Origin of the sequence: Goodfellowiella coeruleoviolacea (assembly GCF_024171785.1) — a bacterium.
Lineage (GTDB): Bacteria > Actinomycetota > Actinomycetes > Mycobacteriales > Pseudonocardiaceae > Goodfellowiella > Goodfellowiella coeruleoviolacea.
In genome coordinates this window covers 19,335-34,957 of record NZ_JAMTCK010000024.1, presented here as the reverse complement: position 1 = coordinate 34,957, position 15,623 = coordinate 19,335, and the positions used below count along the sequence as shown (strand labels likewise).

At 71.2% G+C, this 15,623-nt stretch carries 18 protein-coding genes; 5 read left to right on the top strand and 13 right to left on the bottom strand.

Annotation, left to right across the window (positions count from 1 at the left end):
* Window positions 1–8 precede the first annotated feature (8 nt).
* From LX83_RS38215 to LX83_RS35300, 3 genes are all read right to left on the bottom strand, one after another.
* Window positions 9–329 carry an RNaseH domain-containing protein gene (locus LX83_RS38215; protein ID WP_308204119.1) on the bottom strand — a complete coding sequence of 107 codons (321 nt, stop codon included), beginning with the start codon at window positions 327–329 and terminating at the stop codon, window positions 9–11.
* A gap of 176 nt (window positions 330–505) precedes the next feature.
* Window positions 506–874, bottom strand: a complete 369-nt coding sequence (locus tag LX83_RS35305) for an MmcQ/YjbR family DNA-binding protein (RefSeq protein WP_253779865.1) — start codon at window positions 872–874, stop codon at window positions 506–508.
* Window positions 871–1,248, bottom strand: a complete 378-nt coding sequence (locus LX83_RS35300) for an MmcQ/YjbR family DNA-binding protein (protein WP_253779862.1) — start codon at window positions 1,246–1,248, stop codon at window positions 871–873. The genes LX83_RS35305 and LX83_RS35300 overlap by 4 nt, the downstream gene beginning before the upstream one ends.
* A gap of 132 nt (window positions 1,249–1,380) precedes the next feature.
* Between LX83_RS35300 and LX83_RS35295 the strand changes: the two genes are divergently transcribed.
* Window positions 1,381–2,313 (top strand): helix-turn-helix domain-containing protein, encoded by a 933-nt coding sequence (locus LX83_RS35295; protein ID WP_253779859.1) that lies wholly within the window; start codon window positions 1,381–1,383, stop codon window positions 2,311–2,313.
* 518 nt (window positions 2,314–2,831) lie between these two features.
* Here LX83_RS35295 and LX83_RS35290 read toward each other — a convergent pair.
* The 7 genes from LX83_RS35290 to LX83_RS35260 form a co-directional block, all read right to left on the bottom strand.
* Complete coding sequence (locus LX83_RS35290; protein WP_253779856.1) at window positions 2,832–3,239, bottom strand: lasso peptide biosynthesis B2 protein; 408 nt, start codon at window positions 3,237–3,239, stop codon at window positions 2,832–2,834.
* Window positions 3,236–3,490, bottom strand: a complete 255-nt coding sequence (locus tag LX83_RS35285) for a lasso peptide biosynthesis PqqD family chaperone (RefSeq protein ID WP_253779853.1) — start codon at window positions 3,488–3,490, stop codon at window positions 3,236–3,238. Before LX83_RS35285 ends, LX83_RS35290 begins: the two co-directional genes overlap by 4 nt.
* Complete coding sequence (locus LX83_RS35280) at window positions 3,487–5,319, bottom strand: asparagine synthase-related protein (protein ID WP_253779848.1); 1,833 nt, start codon at window positions 5,317–5,319, stop codon at window positions 3,487–3,489. Before LX83_RS35280 ends, LX83_RS35285 begins: the two co-directional genes overlap by 4 nt.
* A 16-nt stretch (window positions 5,320–5,335) precedes the next feature.
* Window positions 5,336–7,042 carry an asparagine synthase-related protein gene (locus LX83_RS35275; RefSeq protein WP_253779845.1) on the bottom strand — a complete coding sequence of 569 codons (1,707 nt, stop codon included), beginning with the start codon at window positions 7,040–7,042 and terminating at the stop codon, window positions 5,336–5,338.
* Window positions 7,043–7,103: 61 nt separating this feature from the next.
* Complete coding sequence (locus LX83_RS35270; protein WP_253779842.1) at window positions 7,104–7,229, bottom strand: lasso RiPP family leader peptide-containing protein; 126 nt, start codon at window positions 7,227–7,229, stop codon at window positions 7,104–7,106.
* 85 nt (window positions 7,230–7,314) lie between these two features.
* Window positions 7,315–7,452, bottom strand: a complete 138-nt coding sequence (locus LX83_RS35265) for a lasso RiPP family leader peptide-containing protein (RefSeq protein ID WP_253779840.1) — start codon at window positions 7,450–7,452, stop codon at window positions 7,315–7,317.
* Between the two features lie 234 nt (window positions 7,453–7,686).
* On the bottom strand, window positions 7,687–8,517 hold the full coding sequence (locus LX83_RS35260) for an AfsR/SARP family transcriptional regulator (protein WP_253779838.1): 831 nt from the start codon (window positions 8,515–8,517) through the stop codon (window positions 7,687–7,689).
* 723 nt (window positions 8,518–9,240) lie between these two features.
* On the opposite strand from LX83_RS35260, the gene LX83_RS35255 reads away from it, so the two are divergent.
* Window positions 9,241–9,432: a hypothetical protein gene (locus LX83_RS35255; RefSeq protein WP_253779836.1), complete on the top strand. Its 192-nt coding sequence runs from the start codon at window positions 9,241–9,243 to the stop codon at window positions 9,430–9,432.
* Window positions 9,433–9,613: 181 nt separating this feature from the next.
* On the opposite strand, the gene LX83_RS35250 is transcribed toward LX83_RS35255, so the two are convergent.
* Window positions 9,614–10,507, bottom strand: coding sequence for an LLM class flavin-dependent oxidoreductase (locus LX83_RS35250; protein ID WP_308204118.1), 894 nt, complete (start codon window positions 10,505–10,507; stop codon window positions 9,614–9,616).
* A 125-nt stretch (window positions 10,508–10,632) separates the two neighbouring features.
* Here LX83_RS35250 and LX83_RS35245 point away from each other — a divergent pair, with 125 nt between their 5' ends.
* From LX83_RS35245 to LX83_RS35235, 3 genes are all read left to right on the top strand, one after another.
* A complete protein-coding gene (locus tag LX83_RS35245; RefSeq protein ID WP_253779832.1) occupies window positions 10,633–11,772 on the top strand; it encodes a branched-chain amino acid aminotransferase in 1,140 nt (379 codons plus the stop codon).
* 70 nt (window positions 11,773–11,842) lie between these two features.
* Entirely contained in the window at window positions 11,843–12,760 is a 918-nt protein-coding gene (locus LX83_RS35240; protein ID WP_253779831.1) for an ABC transporter ATP-binding protein, read from the top strand.
* A 28-nt stretch (window positions 12,761–12,788) separates the two neighbouring features.
* Window positions 12,789–13,631, top strand: a complete 843-nt coding sequence (locus tag LX83_RS35235; protein WP_253779828.1) for an ABC transporter permease — start codon at window positions 12,789–12,791, stop codon at window positions 13,629–13,631.
* 18 nt (window positions 13,632–13,649) lie between these two features.
* Here the strand turns inward: LX83_RS35235 and LX83_RS35230 are convergent, their stop codons facing one another.
* Complete coding sequence (locus LX83_RS35230; protein ID WP_253779825.1) at window positions 13,650–14,450, bottom strand: ABC transporter permease; 801 nt, start codon at window positions 14,448–14,450, stop codon at window positions 13,650–13,652.
* Complete coding sequence (locus LX83_RS35225) at window positions 14,447–15,400, bottom strand: ATP-binding cassette domain-containing protein (RefSeq protein ID WP_253779822.1); 954 nt, start codon at window positions 15,398–15,400, stop codon at window positions 14,447–14,449. The genes LX83_RS35230 and LX83_RS35225 overlap by 4 nt, the downstream gene beginning before the upstream one ends.
* Window positions 15,401–15,623 lie beyond the last annotated feature (223 nt).

Here is a 15,623-nt window from a genome sequence, read left to right as displayed (position 1 = left end):
GCCTGCCGCTACTGCTCGGGTGCTGTCTCGGCGGTTTCCTCGTACTCCGTTTCGTCGTCCCAGTCGACGGTCCGCCGGTACTCGGGGTGGTTGCGGTCCATCAACGCCGCCAGGTGAACCGGCGCGGGGTAGCTGGTCCGTCCGTCCCAGGACACCGCGTGGTCGCACAGCCGCGCCGCCGCGACGGCGTAGCGCTGCGGGTCCGAGTCAGCGCCGACGACCACGATCTCGGTGCTGGTGTGGGCATACCACGTGTGCCTGCCCGTCTTCGCGTCCGCAGACCACCGCCCGAAGTCGAGACCTGCCCGGCTGTGCTGCCCGCTGCCCACGAACTGGCGCGGGATGTCTTCACCGGTCTGATCCAGCTCGCGGACTTGCGCTTGGACGTCCGACGCTGGCGGTTGGCGTACCCGCGCTGCGCGGCTATTTCTTCCTCACCAAGGACTGGGACGCCTGGATCCGCACACACGAACTCGCCCTCGCGGCGACCCTGCGCCTGGGGTGCTCATCGGCGGCCGGGGCGATCGCGGCGCGGCAACCGTTCGACGGCCAGGTCGTAGGAGTCCTCGACCACGTCGGTGATCAGCCGCTCGGTGATGCCGGGTCCCGGCCCGAGCGTGATCCAGTGGCGTTTGTCGAAGTAGCGGCCCGGTGTGATCGAGGCGTGGGCGTGCGTGTGGGCACGGGCGTGTTCGGGTTCGCACTTGACGGTGATGATCTGCTCGTCCGGGTCGTCGGTGACGACGAGGAACACCTTGCCCGCGACCTTGTACACGTCGAGTTGGGGGGTGAAGGGGCGTCCGTGGCTGACGTCGGGCAGGGCGAGGGCCGCCTTGCGGGCGGTGTCCTGGAGCCGGTCGCCGGCCGTGCTCACCGGGATGCCCGCGGGTAGGTGTGCGGGTCGACGGGCTGCTCGGCCTTGGGCAGGTGAGCGACGACGAGCCGGTAGGACTCGGTGACGAGTTCTCGGACGAGTGACTCGTCCACGCCGTCCCCGTCCTCCAGCGTGATCCAGTGCTTCTTGTTCATGTGGTAGCCGGGGGTGATGTGGCTGTTGTGTGCCCGCAGGGCGAGGGCCTCGCCGGGGTCCGCCTTGAGGATCACGACGGGACGCCCGGGGACCTCGGTCATCAGCATGAACACCTTTCCTCGCACCTTGAAGACCTCCCAGTCGTCCCCGAAGGGGTGCCCCAGCTGGGCTCCGGGAAGCTCCTGCGCGCAGTCTGCGGCGGTCCTGTGCAGGGACATGGGGGCGTTGTCCTCCCTGAGGTGGTGGTGGCTGCGGCGCTGAAGACCCCTGAGTGTGCGCCCGCGGTCGCGGCGGCGCAGTTCATCCTCGCCCGGAACCGCTGAAAACGGGCGGTAGGCTGCGGACACATAATGGTCGACAAACGACATCCAGCCGAGGGCGGCCAGGCCGGACCGGCCGAGGTCCCCTTGTACGGTTTCCAGCCCCCGGTCGGCACGCCCTACGGGCTGGAGGTGAGCACTGTGGAGGACTTCTTCGCCGAGCACGACGACTGGCCGTGGAACCCGCCCCGCCCGGGCCGCGCCACCTTCCACTACCTCATCGGGGTCACCGAGGGCGAGCTGCGGCACGACGTCGACCACCTCACGCGGACCGTCGTCCCCGGCCAGTGGCTGTGGGTGCGACCAGGACACACCCAGTGCTGGCATCCGCCCGGCACCGCCCGGGGCCCGTTCATCCTGTTCGAACCGCACGTTCTGACACCCGGCACCGCCCGCCTGCTGGCCCCGCTCACCGCGCACGAGTCCCCCGCCGTGCTGAGCCCGCACGCCGACGACGCCGCCTGGCTCGAACAGACGGCACTCCAGCTCCTCGACGAACACCGGGCGCTCGGACGCCGCCCCCTTGATGTCCACCACGCCCTGCGGCGCAGCCTGCTCGAATCGCTGCTGCTGCGCCTTGCCAACGCCCCCGGCATCGCTCGCACGGGCGCGGCGACCGCCGGCGGGAGCCGTGGTGACACCTACGGTCGGTTCGCGGACGCCCTGGAGTTGCACTTCCGTGAACTGCACCGGGCAGTGGACTACGCAGAGTTGCTCGGTTGCTCGGTCCGCACTCTCAGCCGCGCCGCTCGGGACGCCACCGGCAAGGGGGTGCGTGAACTCATTGACGAGCGGCGCCTGCTCGAAGCCCGGCGCTTGCTGGGGGGTGCCCGGTGGGAGGCCCGGAGTGTGGCCGCTCATCTCGGCTTCTCCGATCCCGCGAACTTCGGCCGCTTCTTCCGCGACCGCACCGGCAGCACCCCGGGCGCGTTCGCGGCCGGAGAGGACACGACCGGTCCGTGAGCGTGGGACGTCGTCGGCGCCGCGGGGACGGTCACGTACTGGGCGTAGGCGCCGTCAGCGCGGCGGCGCGGTGTTCGGCGCGGGCCAGGGTGGATGCGCGCAGAATTTCCGGTCGCTTTGCTGTGGGAGCAACCTGAGCGGGGTGTGCCGAGGCTATCGGTGTGATCACAGGAGCAGGAGCGAAATGGGCGCGGGGAATGTGCCGGGCCCAGCGTGAACTGCGCTGAACCATCGGCAACGAACGTGGTATGTGCAGGGGTTTCTCAGTTTGTGGTCGGCTGACGGCCGTTGCTGGCCGCTCAGGGCCGTTCTGCGGGGTTCACCGAGGTTGGGGGGTGTTGCTGGGCACGACGGGGCCCGTTGGCGTCGCTGGTGGCCGACCAAGGAGGCCGTGGGGATGCCGCAGACGTGCCGCCGCGGACGCGGCTGCCCACGGCCGGGATGCGGACGTCTCTGGCGGCGGAGGTAGGGCTGGGCGAAGTAGCACTGGTTGCCCGGGGCGCCCCGAAGCACCCGCCTCACACCGTCATGACGACGCGGTACCACCTGATGTTGTCGGGGTCCTCACCGACCGGGATGCCATCCACCTCCACCCAGGCGTGCGCCTCGAAGGGCCGGGTTCGCACCCCGGTGCGCCAGGTCGGCCAACTGCCCCGCAACCGGCAGAGCAGCGCGGTCGCGATGGATCGCTGCAAGCACCACTGCCCACTGCACCGGACACTGGAGGCCACCACGGTGTCCCTGGCGCGCACCGCCTCCCGCACCGTCGCCGGCCTGGCGCCTCGCCGGGCCAGTTCCATCGCGCGCCTCAGGCGCCTGGCCGGCAGCCTGGCCAGCAGCCGCGCCACGCCCACCACGCACCAGGCGACCGGGCGGAGGTACCACACGGCGGCGGGGCCGACCTCGTTGGTCACCCGCCCGCTCACGGCGTCACCAGTTTCGCCGCGCGCAGGGCGTCGAGCAGGTTGCGGATGTCGGTGCCGATCCGTTCGCCGGCGTCCGGGAAACGCTGCCGCAGCGCGTCCGCCGCTGACTCCGGGTCGTCGCCGGCGAGCAGGCGGTCGAGGATGGCCGCGCCGGTTCCGTTGATCTGCCAGTAGCGGCTGGCCCGCTCATCGAGCAGTACCGCCCCATCACCGGTGTCGATCACCTTCACGTGCTCGGCGAGGGAGATCATCGCGTCAGGCTCCTTTCGTGAGCGCCGCTGGGCTTGCCGCTCTGGTCGTCAACCAGGCGGAGCCAGGACTCGCAGCCGAGGGTCGCTTCGAGCGGCATCAGCGGCCTGCTGTCGGTGTGCAGCCCGAACAGCAGTTCGCGCAGCGCCTCAGCGTTGATCAGGCCCATCCGGGCCAGGCGCGAGTCCTCGCACAACTCCAGCAGCCGTGGCCGCTGCCGATTCAGTCCTCGGTACAGCTCGGCACTGAAGTCGCCCTTGGTCTGTCTGTTGAGGAAGTTGTCGGGTGCGATGCCGCGCATGGCGGCCGCGAGGACCGGCTTGTACCGGCCGGTCGTGATGCGGTCCGCCAGCCGGACCGAGAGGGCGGCCGTCAACACCCGGTCGTCCAGGTACGGGGACTCGAACGACACGCCGTGCGCTGCCCCGATCACCGACATGTGCCGAGTCGCCTCGCCGTTGACCCGGGTGATTCGCACCATCGCGTGTTGCACGGCCAGTGGCGACATCGGTCGCGGGTGCCCGGCCGCGGTCGTCCTGAGCAGGTCGCGGGCCAGTTCGACGGCATCCCGGCTCGCCCAGGGGGGCATCTTCGGCGCGATCTCCCATTCGAACTCCGCGACGCCCTTCGGCCACGGCACCGTCAACCGGTCGGCACAGGTCGCCAGCCACTCGCCATAACTGGGATTCGACAACAGGAAGCGCGCGGTGCCCGCGATGGTCCAACGTCGCATCGCCCTGGTGGCGCGGACACGGCCGAGGGCGGCCAGCGGCTGGGCACGGGCGAGCGCGTGCAGGCACATCGCGCTCGCGCGGAACAGCTCGTCGCCGTTGAGGCCCTGCATGTGCGTGGTGGAGCCCCGAGCGGCGACCAGCTTCGCGACGTACTCGAGCATGGCCCGGTTGCGGTAGAAGGGCATCGGGCCCTCACGGCACGCGGCAGCGGCCGGTGACTCGGCGTACCAGTCCGGGCCGTCGTCGTGCGCGACGACGATGTGCTCGTTGTCGGGCAGCCGGGCCTCGCACTCGCCGGCCCACCGGTCGTCATCGTTGGCGGGGTCCAGCGGTTGAAACCGGAAGGTGAAGTGCGGGACCCCGTGGCGGGCCGCGACAAAGCACAGGCTGGTCGAGTCCATCCCCCCGGACAGGTCGGCGCTCAGCCCGCCGTCTCCGCTCTGCCGGGCCAGCACGCCCGCGACGAGCGCGTCCCGCACCACCGAAGCCGCTTCGGACAGCGGGACCTCCGGTTCTGGGACCGTCCACCAACGTCTGTTGTGGACGGTCCCATCTGGACGGAGGACCAGGTGGAAGCCTGCGGCAGGGGATCGCACGCCGCGCCACGCGCACCGGTCGGCCAGCGGCGCGGGCGGCCAGAGCGACATCAGCCGCAGCACGACCACCTCCTCGTCGACGCCGGCTCCGCTCAGCGCGGCCAGGCTCTGCGGCTCGTCCGCGGCGACCGCCACGCCGTCCACGAGAGTGTGGTAGACGTGCCGGGCGGTGGACAGACTGCCCTGGAACCGCACCTCGCCGTCGATCGAGGCGATCAGGTGGAAGGTCCCGGCCAGGCCAGTCGCCAGCGAGTCCAGGTCGGCGACACCGCGCACGTCCCGGAGCCTGGCGGTCAGCGCCGTGGTGTCCACAGTGGTGCGACCGAGGACCACCACGCTGTTGCGGCCCACGCTGGCCCGCACCGCGGTGTCTGCCGGCCACCGCCCGACGACCCAGGGTCGCCCCGACGCGTGTGGCAACACGGTCAGGTTCGCGGCGTCCGACAGCTGCCGGACGATGGCCGGGCCGGCCGGGTGATCCGGCAACACCAGAAAAGGCATGGGAATCCCTCCGATGTCAGACGTTCATGGGCAGGGCGCGCAGCCACAGCTCGCAGGCGCGCGTCGGGTCTCGGGGCATGGGCGGGCGAGCGCGGTCGGGCTCTTCGCGCAGTGCGGCGCGGAGAACCGAGGCGTCCACAATGCCCATCCGCGCCAGGCGGGAGTCGTCGCACAGCTCGGCCAGCTCGGTCCAGCGTCGACGGGCGGCGTGTCCTTCGTGTGTGGATGGCCCCTTGGTCGACCGAGCGAGCAGGTCATCCGGTGTGCTGCCGCGCAGCGCCGCGGCGAGCAGCGGCTTGGCCGGCCCGGCGGGCACGGCCTCGGGTGTTCGGGTGGCCAGGACGCTGTCGAGCACCCGGTCGTCCAGGTAGGGGGCGTGGAACGACACGCCGACGCGTTGCCCCACGCGGGACATCCGCCGGACGATGGCCCCGTTCATCAGGCTCAGCCGGATGAGTTCGTGGCGCGACGGATTCTCCGCCAGCGGCTGGACGGTCGCCGCCGCCGCGCGCAGCAGTCGGCGTACGGTCCGCACGGCGTCCGAACTCGCCCACGGCGGCAGCTTCGGCGCCACCTCCCAGCTGATCGGGTCGGTCCACGCCCAGGGGATCGAGAGCCGGTCAGCACTGGACGCGAGCCAGCCCGCGTAGGTCACCTCAGCGCGTGCTGGCCGCCGGGTGAGCGCAAACAGCTCGTCGGCCCCGATGCCCACCAGGTGCCGGGAGGAGCCGGCGTGGGCGGCGAGGCGGGCGAGGTGTGCCACGGTTGGCCTGCTGCGGTCGAACGGGTAGGGCCCCTCGATGTCGGCCTCCGCCAGTTCCCGCGAGTCCAGGTACCACTCGTCCGCCGACTCGGGGGGAACCACCAGGTGTCGGCCGTTCGGCAGGTCCCGGCCGCATCGCTCGGCCCAGGCGCTGTCGTCGTTGGCGCCACCAAGCGGTGCGTAGTGGACAGTGATCAGCGGCGCGCCGTCGCGTCCCGCGAGGTAGCACAGGCTGGTCGAGTCCATGCCGCCGGAAAGGTCCGCGCTCACCGTGATCCCGTGCTGCAAGCGGGTGTCGACGGCCTCGGACAGTGCCTCCCGCAGGCGGATCGCGCCGTCCTCCGGGGACAACTCCGGTTCCGGCGGCGACCACCACCGCCGAGTGCGGGCCGGCACGTCCGGTGCCAGCTCCAGGTAGTGGCCCACGGACAGCGAGGTGACTCCCCGCCACAGGCATTCGTCCGCCAGCGGCCACGGCGGCCCGTAGGGCGAGAGCAGACGCAGCGCCAGTGCCTCCTCGTCGACGCTGGCGCCGGCCAGCGCGGCCACGGTCTGCGGCCGGTCCGCCGCGACGGTCACCCCGTGCACCTGGCCGTAGAAGACCTGGCACGCCGTGGCCAGGCTGCCCTGGACACGCACCAGACCGTCGAGGGAGGCGGCGAAGTGGAAGCAGCCGGGCAGCGATCGGGCGATCCGGTCCAGGTCACTCGTGGTCCGCGCGTCGCCGAGCAGGCGCCCCAGCGCGTCGCCGGTGCCGGCTGCGTCCGCGGCCCCGGTCACGCCCAGGAAGACGGCGCTGTTCCTCCCCGCTGTCACGGCGAGGATGTCGCTGTCGGACCACTGGCCGACGATCCAGGGGCGGCCGGAGTGATGGCGCAGCACGCGCAGCGGCTCCGACTGGGACGGGTCCGGCAGGGAGCGGGCGGCTGCGGGGTGATCGGGAAGAACGGTGAATCTCATGCCAGCCCTCGTGGGAAGTGTCGGCGGCGGCTGAGAACTCGGCCGCCGCCGACGTGATCGATCAGAACCCGAACCAGTAGAACAAGCCGTCGACGTAGTTGCCCTTGTCGGAGTCTTGGGTCAACTGGGCGAAGTCGCCGACCTCGACCAGCGCCGGTGGCTCGTAGCACGCGGTTTCCGGCTGCATGTGGTTCGCCTCCCCTCGATCGGTCAGATCGCTCTGGCCACACCGGTTGGGCCGGCGTGGGCACATGCCACGCCGGCCCAGCCGATCAGAAGTCGAACCAACCGCCCAGCAGGTCGACGTAGCCGCCCTTGTCGGTGATCCGAGTCAGGTCGGCGAAGTCGCCGATCTCGACCAGCGCCGGCACCTCGTAAGCCGCCGCGGTCTGCTCCGTCTGCTCGATCATTCAACTCACCTCCTTCTCGCCGTTCCGGGATCGTTGACGGGATTCACTGTGCCCAATGCGGTGCCCAGAGCGTGCCCAGGCCGTGCCCAGGGGGTCGGCGCCGCAGCGTTGTGCCCGTGCGTGCCGAACAACTGTCCGGGGCACCGGCCGGCGGTCGTGCCCGGTCCTGTGGTTCTCGCTCGCTGTCGTCGAACACCGGAAGTCCGGGTGGGGGCGAAGCCTCTCGGTGCGCGGTCAGGTCGTCAGTCCCAGACGAATCGATGGGCGGTGCATCCTGCTGCCAGCACCTGCCCAGTCCCGCTCGCCCTGCTGGTCCCCGCTCGCGGCCGGGCCGGTGTGCCCAGCCGCCAACACCTTCTGCCGGAGGCGTTCCAACTGCGGGCCCGGCTCGATGCCCAACTCCTCCACCAGTCTCTTCCTGGCCTGCATGAAGGCATCGAGGGCGTCAGCCCGGCGGCCACAGTGGACCAGCGCGGTCATCAGCCTGGCCCACAGTTCCTCGCGCAGCGGGTAGTGGCTGACCAGCCTGCGCAGTTCCACGCTGGCTTCGTCGTGCCGGCCCAGTGCCAGCAACGCGTCGCAGCGGCTTTCGACCGCCCACAGTCTCAGCTCGTCGAGCCGGGTCAGCTCGGCCTGCAGCACCGAGCCTCCGGTGACGCTTGTGGCGTTCTCCGTTCGCCACAGGCGCAGCCCCTGGTCCAAGCGGCCCAGCGCGGTGGCCGGCGCTCCGGCGCGCAGCGCCGTGCCCGCCTCGGCGAGCAGTTGCTCGAAGACCTGGGTGTCGAGTTCGCCAGTCCGGACCTCCAGCAGGTATCCGCCAGGCTGAGTGCGCAGTCTGCTGTGTCTGCCGTCCGCTTCTCGCAACCGCCTGCGCAGGCCGGCGATGTAGGTCCGCAGGTTGGTGGCGGGCGACGCGGGAAGCCGGCTCCACACGGCGTCACAGAGGTAATCCGTTGTCGCCAGGGCGTTGGGGCGTAACAGCAACGCGGCCAGCACGGCACGTTGGCGCGGGCCGCCGATGTCCAACACCGTTCCGGTGCAGTGCACTTCGAGCGGTCCCAACAAGCGAAATTCCATAAGAGCGATCCCTTGTGTTGGCGCTGCGAGGTCAACTGTCCCCGGCCGGGACAGCAGGTGCGTGATGAGCCAGGTGGGCAGCAGGACGCCGGGCCCGTGGGGCGGTGCGGCCACCGGCCTGGAGCGGCTACGCCCGCGCGTGCGGCTCCGTCGGTCTGGCGCGGCGAGCGGTTGCGAAGGGCAGGCGGTGTCGCGGCACACGGCGCGGGAGCGGCCGAGGGATGAGTGGGGCCGGCCGCGGTGGTGAAGGCAGTGGAGACAGCCTCGTTCGGTGCGGTCTCAGCTGGTGCCGGGAACACCGGCCCGGGCTGGGCCACCGCTGGTGGTGCGGTCCGGCTGGCGGGAGGTCCCCGGCCCGCGTCGATCTGAGATCGGCGGTCGGACGTCGCGCACAGGGGAGAATCGTCATCGCCCTGCCCCCCGTCTTGCTCCCGAACCGCCCTGCGACGACCTGGTCGGGCAGGGCATCGGCCGCGTTCCACGCCAACCAGTTCTGGTCCGATGGCGGTTCTTCGAGAGCAGTGGTCCATCGTGGGTCGGACTGCGTCCAGCTGTGCAGCTCGTTCCCACGTTTATGTGAAAGGCTCACCTGACGCCGAAGTTCGCTGACACCATGATCGTCGCAGATCTGGATCCAGCCGTCCTTGACGATCCGTGCCCATCGCATGACGATGCGTGCACGGTTTCCGGAGTGGCGGCGGCGGCAACGGTGTGACCGCTGCAACCATCCGACTGTCTCATGTGGACTTCTGGGCGGTGTGGCGGGCGGTGGTGCCCGCGGTTCCCGCCGTGCCGCCGATCGGACGACGTCGGCACGGCCTGGCCGCGCTGCAGCAGGTGCCGGTGGCGGTGGGCTGGTGGTGCGGGACGCTGGGGTGGTCGAGCAGGCCGGCCCCGCCGTGACGCCAAAGCCCGCGACGGCGGCGACAACACGGCGTTCTACCCGTCCGACTACGCGTTTTCCAGTGCGTGCGACATGGTGACCCTGTTGCGGTTCTTCCTCGGTGCCGGCGCGGTGGACGGACGCCGGCTGCTGAGCCGGGAGTCGCTCGGGGCGGCGGGCCAGGCGGGAGCCGATCCCGGGTCAGCGCAGCGCTGGCAGTGCCTGCGCGCTGATGCGTTCCAGGATGTCCGCGGGTGCCGCGTACACGCCGTCCGCGCGGGGCCAGTGGACGACGAGTTCGGTGATGCCCGCTTCCGCGACCCGTTCGGCCAGTTCCCGGAACGCGGTCACCGACGTCACCGGGTTCGGGCAGCTCACTGGAGTCGGCATGAAGATCCGGGACAGCTGCGCCGGGTCGCGGCCGACGCGTTCGCACGCCCTCGCCAGGCGGGCGCCGTGCTCGGCGATGAGCTTCGCGCACTCGGCGTTGGAGCTGACCCGCGACCAGTCCGCCGGGCCCTGCGTCACCCACGCGTTGCCGTACCGGGCCACGAGGTCGAAGCCGCGGCGGCCCGCGGCCGCGATCGCCAGTGGCAGGCGTGGGCGCTGGACGCAGCCGGGGAGCATCCTGGCGTCCGACGCGGAGAAGTAAACGCCCTCGTGGTCGGTGACGTCGTTGCTGAGCAAGGCGTCGAGCAGGCCGGTGAACTCGGCGAAGCGGTCAGCGCGCTGCCGAGGGCTCAGGTCGGGACCACCGAGGACCGTGGCGTCGCCGGCGCCGGTCGAGCCGGACCCGACGCCCAGTGTGAAGCGGCCGTCGGAGATGTCGTCGACGGCGATCGCGTCCTTCGCGGTCAGCACCGGGTGGCGGAAGTTCGGTGAGGTGACCAGGGTGCCGAGCCGGATGCGGCTGGTGTGGCAGGCCGCCGCGGTCAGCGTCGGGAACGTCGAGTACCAGGCCTTGTCACGCAGGGCGCGCCACGAAACGTGGTCGTAGGTCCACGCCGAGTCGAAGCCCAGATCCTCCACCGCACGCCACCGCCGCGCCCCCTCCGCCCAGCCGGTCTCCGGCAGTACGACGACTCCGACCCGCACGTTCCCCCCAAGTGTTCTCCTGCCTCGGATCGAGGCTATCCGTAGTGGTCAATGGTGGGGTTTCGTAGGGGTTGACCTGCAGAAAGTGCCCGCATAGCGTCACTTTCCGACCTCTTGGGGGCATTGTGACCGAGCTTGCGATAGCCGACCGGACGCTGCCCGCCGGTGACCGGATCACCGACGACGAACTGCGCACCCGTTGCGCGCGGCCTGCCTTCGGGCGGGTGTTGACCGAGCACATGGTGTCGTTGCGGTGGACGGTTGACCGCGGCTGGCACGACGCCGAGGTCGTGCCCTACGGCCCGCTGTCCGTGGACCCCGCGATGGTCGGGCTCCACTACGGCCAGGTCGTCTTCGAGGGCATGAAGGCGTTCCGCCACGCCGACGGCCACGCCGTGCTGTTCCGGCCGCACGACCACGGCGCCCGCTTCGCCGACTCGGCGCGGCGGCTCGCGATGCCGGAACTGCCCGTGGACACCTTCGTCGCCGCGGCCCGTGCGCTGGTCCGCGCCGACGAGCGGTGGGTGCCGTTCGAACCGGCGCGCAGCCTCTACCTGCGACCGATCATGTTCGCCACCGATCCGGTGCTGGCGCTCGCACCCGGCCGCGAGTACCGGTTCCTGCTGCTCGCCATGGTCACCGAGAACTTCTTCGGAGCCGACAGCCCGCCGGTGTCGGTCTGGGCGAGCACCCGCTACAGCCGCGCCGCGCCCGGCGGGACCGGCGGGGCCAAGTGCGCGGGCAACTACGCCCCCGCGTTCCTCGCCCAGCAGGAGGCCGCCGAACACGGCTGCCAGCAGGTCGTCTGGCTCGACGCCGCTGAGCACCGCTGGGTCGAGGAGATGGGCGGCATGAACATCTTCTGGGTGCACGTCCAGGGCGAGGAGACCACGCTCGTCACGCCGCCGCTGACCGGGACGCTGCTGCCCGGCGTGACGCGGCGGTCCCTGCTGACGCTGGCGCGGGACGAGGGGTTCCGCGTCGAGGAGCGGCCGGTGGCGCTCGACGACTGGCAGCGGCTGACCGAGACCGGGGCGTTCGCCGAGGCGTTCGCCTGCGGCACCGCGGCCGCCGTCACCCCGATCGGCCGCGTGGTCGCCGAAGGTCGCGAGTGGACGGTCGGTGACGGCACGGCCGGACCGGTGTCCGCGCGGATGCGGACCGCGCTGACCGACGTCCAGCGCGGCCTGGTCCCCGACAGGCACGGCTGGCTCGTCAACGCCGCACCTGACGAAAGTAAGGGCGGGTTCCTGACGTTCGGGTGAGGCGCGCCCCGGCACGCCGTCACTACGGTGTGCGGGTGGCCGGACCGGAACCAGGAGCTACGGAGAACCGATGATCGCGCTTCGCGCGCTGACGAAGAAATTCGGTGACAAGGTCGCGGTCGACGACCTCACGGTGGACATCCCGGCCGGCCGGGTGACCGGTTTCCTCGGCCCCAACGGCGCGGGCAAGTCGACCACGTTGCGCATGATCGTCGGCCTCGACCGGCCCACCTCGGGCACCGCGCACGTCAACGGCCGCCCGTACCCGGCGCTGCCGCACCCGCTGCGCGAGGTCGGTGCCCTGCTCGACGCCAAGGCCGTGCACCCGGGCCGGACCGCGGCCAAGCACTTGCTGGCCATGGCCCGGTCCAACGGCATCCCGGCCCGGCGGGTCGACGAGGTGCTGGCGGCGGTCGGCCTCACCGACGTCGCGGGCAAGCGGGTCGGCACGTTCTCACTCGGCATGGCGCAACGCCTCGGCATCGCGGGCGCCCTGCTCGGCGATCCGCCCGTGCTGTTGTTCGACGAGCCGGTCAACGGGCTCGACCTCGACGGCGTGCGCTGGATCCGCGGGCTGATGCGGTCACTGGCCGACGAGGGCCGCACGGTGCTGGTCTCCAGCCACCTCATGAGCGAGATGCAGCTGACCGCGCACCGGCTGGTGATCATCGGCAGGGGCAGGCTGCTCGCCGACGCGCCGGTCGCCGAGTTCATCCGCGACACCACGGGGGAGACCGTGCACGTCCGGCTCCCCGAACCGGCCGACGTCGCCGAACTCGCCGCCAGGGTCGTCGCCGCTGGCGGCACCGTGCTGCGCGGCGGGCACGACGAGCTGGTCGTCGCCGGGATCGCGGTGCAGCGGGTCGGCGACCTCGCCCACGAGATCGGGGCGCGCCTGCACGGGCTGAGCGCGACCAGCCGGTCGCTTGAGGAGGCCTACCTCGAACTGACCGAGAACGCGGTGGAGTACGGCGTCGCCGCCAGGTGAACGCCGCGATCGAACGGAGCAGGTTTTCATGACCGGCGAGACCTCGACGTCCCGCGCGAGCACAGTGCCGAACAGGACGGGCGGAGGCTTTCCCGGCGCCGTCCTGGCCGAGTGGACCAAGCTGTGGTCGGTCCGGTCGAGCTGGTGGTGCCTCGTGCTGACGATCGTGCTCACCCTGCCGCTGGCCGCGTTCAGCGGGTACGGCGCGCACGTGCAGATCGCGAACGGCATCGCGGAGGCGGACAGCGCGGGCGCGGGCGGCGCACCGCAGATCGCCGTGGACGCGGTGTTCTACGTCGCCCAGTTCACGGTGATCGCGCTCGCGACCATGTTCATCGCGGGCGAGTACGCCAATGGCAGCATCCGCGCGACGCTGCAGTGGATCCCGGTGCGCACCAGGATGTTGCTGGCCAAGGTCACGGCGCTGGCCCCGATGCTGCTGGTGCTCGGCGCCCTGCTCGGCGGCGTGTCGATCGCGCTCGCCGGGATGCTGCTCAGCCCGTACGGGCCGCCGCTGACCCTCGGCTCGGCGATCGTGACGGCGTTGTCGATCGGCTGTTACCTCGCGCTGCTCGGCGGCATGGCCGTCGGCGTCGGCGTTGCGCTGCGCAGCGTCGCGGGCACGTTGACGGTGATGGTGTTGCTGCTGCTGATCTCGCCGCTCATCGCGAGCATGGTCGGCGTTCCCGGTCTGATCGACGCGCTGCCGGGGGTGGCCGGGCTGTCCGGGATGCTCGGTCCGGACATCGTCAACCCGCTGACCCGTTCGCTGCCGCCGTACGGGCGGCTCGCCGGCCTGGGCATTCTCGCCGCGTGGGCGGTGGCGGCGTTGCTGCTCGGCAACACCGTGCTGCGCAGGCGGGACGCCTAGCACCCGCGGGGCCGGGGCCTAGCGGGTCAGGGGGCGGCGGAAGCCGCGTGCGGCGAGGAAACCGGCCACGGCCAGCAGGCCGACGCTCGTGGTGATGGCCAGCAGGACCGAGGTGCCGACCGGTTCGCCCATCGACAGGTGGCGGGCGGCGTTGACCGCGTAGGTCATCGGGTTCACGGTGGCCACCACCTGCAGCCAGCCGGGCAGGTTCGCCACCGGGACGAACGCGCTCGAGGCGAACATCAGCGGGAACACCAGCACGAACCCGATGCTCTGCATGATCTCCGGGCTGCGCAGCCAGGCCGCGAACGCGATGAAGATCCACATCAGCGTCCAGATGACCAGCAGCGCCACGAGCAACGCGGCCACCGAACCGAGCACGCCGCCGTGCGCGGTGAAGCCGAAGAGCAGCGCGCCGCTGGCCAGCAGCACCACCGACTGCACGCCGACCCTGCTCATGTCCGACAGGCTCCGCGCCAGCAGCACCCAGTGCAGCCCCAGCGGCATCGCGCGGAACCTGGTCAGCGCGCCCCGGTCCATCTCCCTGACCAGCGAAGCACCGGCGGCGACCGCGGGACCGATGCCGGTGGTCACCAGTACCGCGGGCAGTAGGTAGTCCACATAGGACACTCCGGGCGGGAAGTTGGCCGGGTTCGCGACCGCGCCGAACACCTGCGTGAACAGCACCAGCATGATCAGCGGCTGGAGCACCGAGAACACGACGACCCGCCGGTCGGAGACCAGCGTCCGCAGGCACCACACGGTCAGCACCGCGATCTGACGCGGGGCGCCGCAACCGCGCCACGTCTCGGCGTTCACCCGCGCACCTCCGCCTTCGCCCGGTCGGCGGTCAGGCTCAGGTACACGTCGTCCAGCGTCGGCTCGGTCAGGTCCAGCTCCTTGAACTCGATGCGGGCCTCGTCGAGGAACCGCATGACCACGGCCAGGTCGCTCGCCGCGTCGACCGGTGTGCTCACGGTCGCGCGGGCGGCGTCGGTGTGCACCTGCATGCCCAACCCGCGCAGCCCGGCCGCGGCCGCGTCGACGTCGGCGGCGGTCGTCAGGGTCAGGTGCACCGATCGCTTGCCCACAACGGACTTCAGCTCCGCGGAGGTGCCCGTGGCCACCACCGAACCACCGGCCAGCACGGTGATCGTGTCCGCCAGCCGGTCGGCCTCCTCGAGGTACTGCGTGGTCAGCAACACGGTCGCGCCCTCGGTGACGAGTTCGGCGACGATCCGCCACAGTTCGATCCGGCTGGCCGGGTCGAGGCCGGTCGACGGCTCGTCGAGGAAGATCACGTCCGGCCTGCCGACCAGGCTCACCGCGAGGTCGAGCCTGCGCCGCATGCCACCGGAGTACGTGCGCACCCTGCGGTGCGCGGCCGAGGTCAGCTCGAACCGTTCGAGCAGCTCGTCCGCGCGCCTGCGGGCCTGCGCCGACCGCGCGCCGAGCAGCTTCGCGACCAGCACCAGATTGTCCATTCCGGACAGTTGCTCCTCGACGGCGGCGAACTGCCCGGTGAGCCCGATGCGGGCGCGGACGTCACGGCTCCGCGCGACCACGTCCAGCCCCGCGACCCGCGCCGTGCCCGAGGTGGGCGGCAGCAGGGTGGCCAGGATGTTGACGAGCGTGGTCTTGCCCGCCCCGTTGTGCCCGAGCAGCCCCAGCACGGTGCCCCTCGGCACGCTCAGGCTGACCCGGTCCAGGGCCCGCACACCGTCGAACACGCGGGTCAGATCGTGTGTCTCGATGATCGGATCAGTCACGCGGCACACTCATTCGTGTCACCTTTTTCGTGGAATCAGGAAATCGCTCGCCTGAATCAATACGCGCCCCGGGTGCGGGCGAACACGTCGCCACCGTAGGAGTGGCCGGGCGGGGCGTCAACACCGTTGTAGGGGGTTGTGCTGGTAACCATTACATGGAGATGTTCCACTCGGCCCAAACCGGGTAGGGGTTGGTGCCGACACAGGGGCTGAGCGGGGCTTT

Excerpts from the sequence above, each read along its gene's own strand:
- LX83_RS35300 (WP_253779862.1), bottom strand. The coding sequence starts at position 1,248 with ATGTCCCTGCACAGGACCGCCGCAGACTGCGCGCAGGAGCTTCCCGGA.
- LX83_RS35295 (WP_253779859.1), top strand. The coding sequence starts at position 1,381 with ATGGTCGACAAACGACATCCAGCCGAGGGCGGCCAGGCCGGACCGGCC.
- LX83_RS35285 (WP_253779853.1), bottom strand. The coding sequence starts at position 3,490 with ATGATCTCCCTCGCCGAGCACGTGAAGGTGATCGACACCGGTGATGGG.
- LX83_RS35280 (WP_253779848.1), bottom strand. The coding sequence starts at position 5,319 with ATGCCTTTTCTGGTGTTGCCGGATCACCCGGCCGGCCCGGCCATCGTC.
- LX83_RS35275 (WP_253779845.1), bottom strand. The coding sequence starts at position 7,042 with ATGAGATTCACCGTTCTTCCCGATCACCCCGCAGCCGCCCGCTCCCTG.
- LX83_RS35270 (WP_253779842.1), bottom strand. The coding sequence starts at position 7,229 with ATGCAGCCGGAAACCGCGTGCTACGAGCCACCGGCGCTGGTCGAGGTC.
- LX83_RS35265 (WP_253779840.1), bottom strand. The coding sequence starts at position 7,452 with ATGATCGAGCAGACGGAGCAGACCGCGGCGGCTTACGAGGTGCCGGCG.
- LX83_RS35240 (WP_253779831.1), top strand. The coding sequence starts at position 11,843 with ATGATCGCGCTTCGCGCGCTGACGAAGAAATTCGGTGACAAGGTCGCG.
- LX83_RS35235 (WP_253779828.1), top strand. The coding sequence starts at position 12,789 with ATGACCGGCGAGACCTCGACGTCCCGCGCGAGCACAGTGCCGAACAGG.